The 8,411-nt window shown below is 50.2% G+C and carries 9 protein-coding genes; 4 read left to right on the top strand and 5 right to left on the bottom strand.

Annotation, left to right across the window (positions count from 1 at the left end; all coding sequences use genetic code 11):
• On the top strand, window positions 1-707 hold a 707-nt coding region (locus AB7S66_RS09785; protein WP_428519512.1), incomplete at its 5' end, for an FGGY-family carbohydrate kinase.
• Here AB7S66_RS09785 and AB7S66_RS09790 read toward each other — a convergent pair.
• Window positions 634-1,311 (bottom strand): fructose-6-phosphate aldolase, encoded by a 678-nt coding sequence (locus AB7S66_RS09790; RefSeq protein WP_428519514.1) that lies wholly within the window; start codon window positions 1,309-1,311, stop codon window positions 634-636. The genes AB7S66_RS09785 and AB7S66_RS09790 overlap by 74 nt on opposite strands.
• Window positions 1,312-1,352: 41 nt before the next feature.
• On the opposite strand from AB7S66_RS09790, the gene AB7S66_RS09795 reads away from it, so the two are divergent.
• Window positions 1,353-2,279, top strand: coding sequence for a helix-turn-helix domain-containing protein (locus tag AB7S66_RS09795; RefSeq protein WP_428519516.1), 927 nt, complete (start codon window positions 1,353-1,355; stop codon window positions 2,277-2,279).
• Between the two features lie 3 nt (window positions 2,280-2,282).
• Here AB7S66_RS09795 and AB7S66_RS09800 read toward each other — a convergent pair whose 3' ends face one another.
• From AB7S66_RS09800 to AB7S66_RS09810, 3 genes are all read right to left on the bottom strand, one after another.
• Complete coding sequence (locus AB7S66_RS09800; protein ID WP_428519518.1) at window positions 2,283-2,660, bottom strand: VOC family protein; 378 nt, start codon at window positions 2,658-2,660, stop codon at window positions 2,283-2,285.
• Window positions 2,657-3,337, bottom strand: a complete 681-nt coding sequence (locus AB7S66_RS09805; RefSeq protein ID WP_428519520.1) for an MBL fold metallo-hydrolase — start codon at window positions 3,335-3,337, stop codon at window positions 2,657-2,659. The genes AB7S66_RS09800 and AB7S66_RS09805 overlap by 4 nt, the downstream gene beginning before the upstream one ends.
• A 122-nt stretch (window positions 3,338-3,459) precedes the next feature.
• Window positions 3,460-4,269 carry a 5-deoxy-glucuronate isomerase gene (locus AB7S66_RS09810; protein WP_428519522.1) on the bottom strand — a complete coding sequence of 270 codons (810 nt, stop codon included), beginning with the start codon at window positions 4,267-4,269 and terminating at the stop codon, window positions 3,460-3,462.
• Between the two features lie 132 nt (window positions 4,270-4,401).
• Between AB7S66_RS09810 and AB7S66_RS09815 the strand changes: the two genes are divergently transcribed.
• Window positions 4,402-5,175, top strand: coding sequence for a carbohydrate-binding protein (locus AB7S66_RS09815; protein WP_428519524.1), 774 nt, complete (start codon window positions 4,402-4,404; stop codon window positions 5,173-5,175).
• Here AB7S66_RS09815 and AB7S66_RS09820 read toward each other — a convergent pair.
• Window positions 5,172-7,259, bottom strand: a complete 2,088-nt coding sequence (locus AB7S66_RS09820; RefSeq protein WP_428519526.1) for a DUF5054 domain-containing protein — start codon at window positions 7,257-7,259, stop codon at window positions 5,172-5,174. The two genes, AB7S66_RS09815 and AB7S66_RS09820, sit on opposite strands and share 4 nt — an antisense overlap.
• Window positions 7,260-7,330: 71 nt before the next feature.
• On the opposite strand from AB7S66_RS09820, the gene AB7S66_RS09825 reads away from it, so the two are divergent.
• Window positions 7,331-8,233 carry a helix-turn-helix domain-containing protein gene (locus AB7S66_RS09825; protein WP_428519528.1) on the top strand — a complete coding sequence of 301 codons (903 nt, stop codon included), beginning with the start codon at window positions 7,331-7,333 and terminating at the stop codon, window positions 8,231-8,233.
• Window positions 8,234-8,411: the final 178 nt, after the last annotated feature.

The following is an 8,411-nucleotide window of genomic DNA, read 5'->3' on the forward strand; positions in this document are numbered from 1 at the left end:
TACTCTGTGAGGACCTTGTCACCAGCCTTGCCTGGGGGATTGATGGAAAGGTCACCTACGTCCTGGAAGGGAACATCAACTACAGCGGGGCAACAATCTCCTATCTGGTTGAGGATCTTGAGCTTATCGGTTCGGCAAAGGAAGCGGGAATCCTGGCAGGACAAGCCAAGGACATTGAAGGTCTCTACATGGTGCCGGCCTTCAGCGGCTTGGGGGCACCCTATTGGGACCCTGAGGCAAGAGCGGTAATCGTTGGATTGGACAGGCGGTGCAAGAAAGCAGAACTGGTCAAGGCAGCAGAAGAATCGATCGCTTATCAGATTGCAGACATTGTCTTCCTGATGCACAAACATGCAAAGCAAGATATCACCAGCCTCCGGGTTGATGGAGGTCCTACCAACGATGCATTCCTCATGCAAGCACAGAGCGATATCATCGGCTGTGAGGTTCGCGTTGCCGCATTGGAGGAATTGAGTGGACAGGGACCAGCGCTTATCGCTGCAAAGGCAGTAGGCATCCTGGAAGAGGAACAACTTCCAGCAAAAGCACTTTATCAACCAATGATGAGCGATGCAGAGAGAGAGAGAAACGGTATAAAGGATGGAAGAAGGCAGTCAGTAAAGCCCTGTCATCCTAAAGCTCCAACAGAGTTTTCTCCCCGAAAACAGCTTTCCAATCCCTGGAAAAGTCATCAACTGCCTGGCTGATGGAAGGCATCGCCAGCCCGGTTGAAAGCAGCTCTGGGCGGACTGTGCACACCCCGGCCCCATTGGCGTAGGCACTGGTTACCTCACTGATGTTCCTGAAACTCGCAGCGAGGACCTGGGTTGTGCTGGTATTCGTCCAAAGGAACCCAGACAGTTCCTTGATTACCCGTTTTGCATCGATATCAAGATTGAGCATCCGATCATAGAATACTGCAATATAGCGGGCTCCACTGAGCATTGCGAGAATGCCTTGCATGGTGGAAAACACAGTCGTCCCGGTAACGGCAATACCTTCAGAAGTAAGCTGTTTAATTACCTTCAACCCACACTCGGTAACGGGAACTGCGATACAGGTTTTCTCACCAAGCAAAGAGACTACATGATGGGCCTCCTTGATCATGGTGGGCTCATCACTACCCATGACCTGGATATGCAATTCCCGCTCTTCCCCGATCATCTCCCTGATACGTCTCAAGTGTGTGAGAACGGCGCCTCCTTCAATGGCGCTGAGCATGGTGGGGTTGGTGGTTACCCCTTTGATGGGGTAATGCTCCAGCGCATGTGCAATTGCCGAGAGGTCGGCACTATCGAGTAGTAGGTCCATAGCTTGGTTTCTCCTCACGACAAGTGTGCCATACAAGGACGATGAGAACAACTGTCCAAGCGGTAGTTCTTGACAAAGCCTGCAGGATGTACAACCATTTTGCTATGATTGATTCCATCTTGTCAGATACCTCGTACTTTTGGGAACCTACCATGCAGTTGAAGGTCATCAAGCGTGATCCGGAAATCCCTTACCGGTTACACAGCCATGAGTTCAATGAATTGGTATTCGTGGTAAGTGGGCGTGGGATAAATTTCACCAAGAGCGAACAGCAACCGCTCCAGGAAGGATCGATTTTCTTCATCCCACCTGGTGTGGAGCATGGATACAAGGATGTGGAGAACCTGGTACTCTACAACATCATCTATGCAAGAAACCTACTGGGAAGAAAGTTTCTCGACCTGCCATCCCTTCCAGGCTATTGCTCCATCTTCATGGAAACCCAGAAAATCCCTTATCTTTTGCTCTCCCCTTCCCAAACTGCTGAGCTCATTCCCCTGGTCCAGATGATGGAGAAGGAAGCTGATGACCAGAGTTATGGCTCTGGGTCCCGACCTCTGGCACTCGCATATCTGATTGAGTTGATCATCTCGCTCTCCCGAATCTGGGACCAGACCCCACGGGAGACCAACCAGGGAACCCGAAGACTCTGGGAAGTCATCTCCTATATGGACCAACATCTTGATACAAGCCTTGCAACAGAGGAGCTGGTGGAAGTGGCAAATATGAGCACAAGCACATTGAACCGGCTCTTCAAGCAGAGTACCGGTCTCTCCCCCATTGAGTTCCACATCCATAAGCGTATTGCACACGCCTGTACCCTTATCCAGAAACGTGGCCTCTCCATGTCCCAGGTAAGTGAGGCGTGTGGATTCAAGGACCCGAACTACTTCAGCAGGCAATTCAGGAAGGTCATGAGCATGAGCCCGAAACAGTACCAGCGGATTTTCACCAGCCGTTTCACCTAATGCTTACTTCTTTTCAGGAACAATCTCAATCCAGTACCCGTCAGGGTCAACGATGAAGTAGATTCCCATCGGCTTGTTCTCGTAGATGATGCAATCCATAGCGCGGTGTTTCTCCCGTGCACCATCCAGGTCGTCGGTCTCGAATGCAAGATGGAATTCATTGTCCCCAAGGTTGTAGGAGTCCTTCTCCCAGTTCTTCAACCAAGTAAGCTCGAGTTGGTGCTTTGAAGATCCGTCTCCCAGGAAAACCAGGATGAAAGAACCGTCAGAGGCTTCCTTTCTCCGCACTTCCACAAGACCTAACGCCTCTTTATAGAATGCAAGGGATGCATCAAGATCCATGACATTGAAATTATTATGAGCAAAATGAAACTGCATCATATCCTCCATGTTTGTGGGACCGTATCCAGAAGAATGACTTCCTTGACACGATCCCCGATCTCTTTCTGTAATTTGCCGCATACTGAATAGTCTTCCCACATATGCATGGGAACAAGCATGTCCACCGACACTGCCTGGACCAAATCCTTTGCCCCTAGGCTGTAATAAGAGCCTAAACGAGGATCGACAGGTACAAAGGCAAGGTCCAGATGAGAAGGGAGAAGAACCAACTCCTTATGGTAGTTGTCGGCCATCTCCTCATTGTACTGCTTACTCTCCCCTTCCCAGTGCCAATGGTTCAGGTCACCGGCAAAGTAGATGGTTTTTCCCTCAACCTCCACCACGAAGGCCACCCCTTCATCAGTACTCTTGAGTGTCTTGACTACAAGGCCTTCCACGATGTCCTCTTCATACGGGCCCATCGGGTTGATGGTACAGGAGAAGGGGATATCTGTTGGGGGAATATCGGAGGAGAGAAAGAAAACGGTATGCCCTTTCCGGTCTGCAAGCGAGAAGATGGAAGGGTCATAGTGGTCGGCATGCCGATGGCTGGAAAAGACCATCAACGGCTTGGATTCAGAGGGAAGGCTCACTGTTCCTTTGGTGTAATCAAAGAGCAGGAGATATGCATCCGTTTCCACTAAGAAGGCACTGTGCCCAAGGAATGTACAATTCATAGTATAACCATGGACCAATTGCAAATCGTTGTCAAGTTGGATGATTCGAGCGGATGGATGCATGCATGATCAATAATGGAGGAGCATTGCTGCTCCCCCCGTTTTTCCTGGATTACAGGATTCTACTCCATGAGAGCTGGGATCTCGGGCCACACCTTCACCCCTTTCTCCAGTAACCAGGTATGCTCCTTTCTGTAGTAGCGGGTCGTCGGCAACCACTTATCACCGGGAAGATGAGGGATCATCCAGACATAGTACATAGCATAGCCAGGGGCAGCACCTTGACTATGCGTGGTATCAGGTTTTATCAAGGAGGTGTCCCCATCATGGACAACAAAGGCATCCTCATCCAATACCGAAATCCCAAAGCCCTGCTTCGGGAAGAATCGGTAATGATAAATCTCCGGATGTGGATGGTCATGAGGAGGGTAACTAGACCACCTACCGGGATGGTTGATGACTTCCCCCATTACCATGTTCGAATAGGGTGCACTCTCTCCGTCAAATACGGTCCGAACAGTACGGTTACTTGTCTCCTGTAGGACTCCGGCACCGAAGACCTCAGTCTTTACATCACCCTTGTCATAGAATCGTACGGGGAAGGACTGTTCGTTCTTGCACCGTTCAACAACCAGCTCACAGTCACTTTCCGCCTTGACTGTTACTGCAGCGGCAGAAGGTGCATGTAATACTACTGGAGACTCATCTATACAACTCTGGCGTTCACTTGTTGCGCTCCCTTCATCCCAGCTGAAGGTGATCTTTCCCTTGAGGAGCATCCAAGCGCGTTCCAGGGGAAGCGTGCAACTCGTTTGCTCTCCTGCTTTCAATTTCAGGATACCGAAATCAAGCATCATATCACTATGATCACCATCCAGACTGGTAATGGGAGTATATCCCCAATCGAATGGTCTCTGTTTCTGTACAATCATGTAAATCCTCCTTGTGTCACTGAAGATAAGGATACGAGCAGGGAAGAATTTATGCAACCCGAAATGGAGCCACCTTATCTGCTGTTAAGCAATTGCAAGCTATGGTATAGTGAGTTATGCGGAGGATGTTGTATGAAGATCATGATTCTGGATGCACATGATGTCATCCTGGCAGCGAGCAGGAAATGTGGCTATGGGGTCGCCCTGGTCTATCAAGAGGCCTATCATGAAGGAGACCGAATCGTCCTTGAAGTGGATAAGCAAGGAATCTACGTCCTGCAGCTGGATGAGACACTGGGAGCCCATCCCCTCTACCTAAAGAAGGAAGCAAGCTTCCCCATCCCAATCTCTGAGCTCTCGAGAACCTGTTACAGTCCCTTTGCATTCCAAGGGGAGCGACACCTGCTCACCCTCAGTCATGTGGACAACCTGCCGAGGAGAAATCTCGCATGCAATCCTCATGACCGTCATGAGACGGTTGGCATCTACCCCCATGCCACAGCGAATGTTGAGACCCGCGGGGAGATGGTATTTGCTGCCAGGAATGCCATCGATGGAATCTTTGCCAATGAATACCATGGGGAGTATCCATGGACCAGCTGGGGCATCAATCAGGACCCGAAGGCTGAGCTTCATCTGGAATTCGGCAGACCAGTCAGTATTGATGAGGTTCGTCTCACTCTCAGAGCCGATTGGCCCCACGACAGTTGGTGGAGTGAAGCAACCCTTATTGACAGCGATGGAGAGGTTACCCATCTCTCACTGGAAAAGTCATCCCTGCCGCAACGGTTCCCCATCCCCCAGAAGACCATCACCTGTCTAACGCTCTGCAACCTAAAAAAGGCGGACGACGTATCCCCATTCCCAGCACTTACCCAGCTTGAAGTATGGGGAACCGAGGGCTAGGCGTTCAAATCCAGGCGGAACCTACTCTTTCCGTCTTCCTCATACCAGAGGGGGAAGTTGGTGTTCCAGATGTTGTTGAGGAGATTGAAGTGGAATATTCCATTCCCCTCTGGAAGCTTCCTATCAAATCGCAGCAGTTTACGCTCATCGAGGGAGACCAAAGGAGAGTCGAGATTATCGATTGCAATGCATCGATTCCCCTGGAATGACAACCCTTGGACAGCGTGAATTGAGCGAGCCCCATTTTCGACGGTTCTATCCAAGGGAAGTGAAATATCCAGTTTTTTCATCTTCCATTCACCCTTGCCCTGCACCTGCAAGCCAAAGGAGAACCAGAGCGCTTCGGGAAGGCGGGTGGCCTCCTTTTCCATCCATTCGATTGTGCAGAAAAGAAATGCTCCATCCAAGGAGAATTGGTAGGTCAGTTGCACTGATCGTGGAGCCCCTCGTGGGCTCTCCTTCTCAGACGTGAGCAGTACATGGATAGAGATCCCTTCAGCATGCTCTCTCCGATACACGTTCCTTACTTCTCCTGTATAGAGGCGATGCTCCACTTTGCTCTTTACCATCTCCATCCCAGGTTTTCCATAGTCGGCAAGTATCCACTGTTTTCCTTGAGCAAAATTACGATTGTACGCTTGGTGAAAGTTCTGGTAATCCTCAGCTGAGAAAGCCTCATAGCGATACACCCCAATGCCTTCCCCTTGCGCCCAATCATGGCCTCCTTGATCCCTGAGGTGAGCAAGAGAGCCATCTTTTCCAATGGTTATCTCCCACGTCCCTAGGGAAAACGGAACGCCAACAGGGCATACGACATCACCCTCTTTCGGCATAAAATGACGGGGTTTCAAGAGTTGGATCTCATTCTCTGCCTCTTGTCTGAGGTTCTCCGGCAACCGTTCCAAGGCACCTTTCAGGTACAACCGTTGCTCCTCATGGGCAGAGGTAAAGAAAGAGTAGGTACGGATCTCTCTTCTCCTATCCTCCTTCCCAAAGACATGGGCATACTCCTCTTTTGCAAAGTCCTCAATAAACTGGTATGCAGGGGGAATGGCATCCTCTCCTATCACGTCCTTCACTCGTGCTTGGTGGAATGCATCAACCGACCAGTTCTTGTAGTCTGCCAGGAATTTCTTGAAGTCAAGCCCCCAGGTGTGCTCGGTGATCATAAGCAATTGGTCAAAAAACCGGTCATAAGCAGGCGTTCCTTTTTGCAACAATCCTGTTACCAGCCATCGATTTCCCAGACGGCTGAGCAACTTGAACGCACTGACCTTGAACGGGTCACTGCCTACACCGTGGATCCAGGTATCCCCGATCTCATCGGTAACAATGGGGAGACTATCCTTGCGTGCAAGCACCGATCGGGCATAGGCATCCAGGGAAGATGCAATAATCCTTGCCTGTGGATAGCTTTCCCGTAGCCGCTCATATACCGCAAGCACTTCACTGGTTTTGGGTGGACCGGTATTGTCGGCACTGTTCTCTATGACCAGCAACTCATCCAACCCCCCAACTGGCTCAGAGGAACCATAAGAAGCATCATACTGCACGACGATCTCTTCGCCTGTGGGTGCTCTCCATACAAAGAGCGGGGGGACATCTGGCAGAGGGGATCCTCCATTCACCCCGATATGCAAGAAGGAGACCCCCGCCTTCGCCAGATGGGGAACCATGGAGATGGTATGCCCTGGTACGTCGGTCATCTTTGCACTGATAGTCGTATGGTTGAACCGTGCATCAAGATCTTTGGAAAGAGAGAGGCCGTATGAGAAAAGTGTACTGTCCATCAACTCCGTGTGGGTGGTGAAAGGAAGCGCATGCCAAGTGATGTCTCCCCTCTCCAGAGCCTCCACAAGGGCCGGCATCTGCTCCTTTTCCATGGTGGAGAGTGCTGTCTTGATCAGCCAAGCACCGGTTGTCCATACCAGACGCTCTTCTTTCCCCCGTGAGCGGAGTTCCCGTGCAGTCTCGATGGCGTTAGGGATGAACTGTTTGAGATACCGATCAATGGTACTTGCGGCTAAATCGGTGAAGCCGATATCCAGGTGGGTCTTGAATACCAAATGAATGGTTTTAATCATCTTTTCCTCTCTCCTTTTTCCTGCTTGCATGAAAATCACAACACAGGCATACTGCTAACAGAGGACCGACTGTGGATTACGAACTGAACAAAGCATCCAGACGTTTATCGGAGCTCCCCTTTACGATTGAACTTTCCGGTTTTACCGTTGAGGTGAAATGGCTTCGTATTATGCAAAAAACTGGCAAGTGGCTCATACCCCGGCATGCCCACTCGAGTTTCGAATTTCATATCATCGCCCGTGGCACTTGCAGGGTTGCCACCGACGAGAACTCCTTTTTTGCAAGGGAAGGGAGTTTCTACCTCACCGCCCCTGGAATCTATCATGAGCAGAGCAATTACGATGAGGATGACCTCATCGAGTACAGCCTGGACTGCACATTCCACCCAAAGCGTGAGAGTGCTGCCCAGGAAGAGAGCGAGTGGAACCAACTCCACAGCTTTTTCCTCAATGCACCTTGCCTCCCGTTCAAGGACACCAGTGGACTCATCCGGCTGTTTGATCAAGCCATTGAAGAGGCACTGCACCTTCGCCCCGCCTACGGTATCACCATCCTTTCCCTTGTCCCTTCAATGTTGGTAGCTGCTGCAAGGAGCATGGGGATGGGACCAACCCTCTCAAACAACAACCAAAAAACCAGGATGGACAGGATTGCCGAGTTTGTGGAGGACAATATCCACCGCAATCTCAGCCCCGCTGATATTGCTGCCTATCTCAACCTGAGCGAGAAGCAAGTCAGCCGCATCGTCTTCGCATCCGAAGGGTACTCAACAAAACGATTCATCATCCTCGCTAAACTTGAACAAGCAAAGAACATGCTTTCCAATCCCTCCTACAGCATCAATGAGATAGCAGAGGAACTGGGGTATTCCACCACCAGCTACTTCACTACAGTCTTTCGAAAGAACGAGGGGGTAACCCCTGGAGCATATCGCGAGAAAGTACTTGCTAAACTCACTTCTTATCATACATAAATGTCTAAAAATTTACAAATAAAAAATGTATTTTTAGATAAAAATTAATACTGAGCCAATTGCAAAATGGGTTTTCCGGAACCCCATAATGCATAAACATGCAAAATCGTTACTCACACGCCTCTTATCTGCTGCTGGCCCCTGTGCCTGACAGGAATCTGCCTGGATTTTGTTGTTA

The sequence above is a fragment of the Sphaerochaeta sp. genome (assembly GCF_050178175.1).
In the GTDB taxonomy this organism is placed as follows: Bacteria; Spirochaetota; Spirochaetia; order Sphaerochaetales; family Sphaerochaetaceae; genus Sphaerochaeta.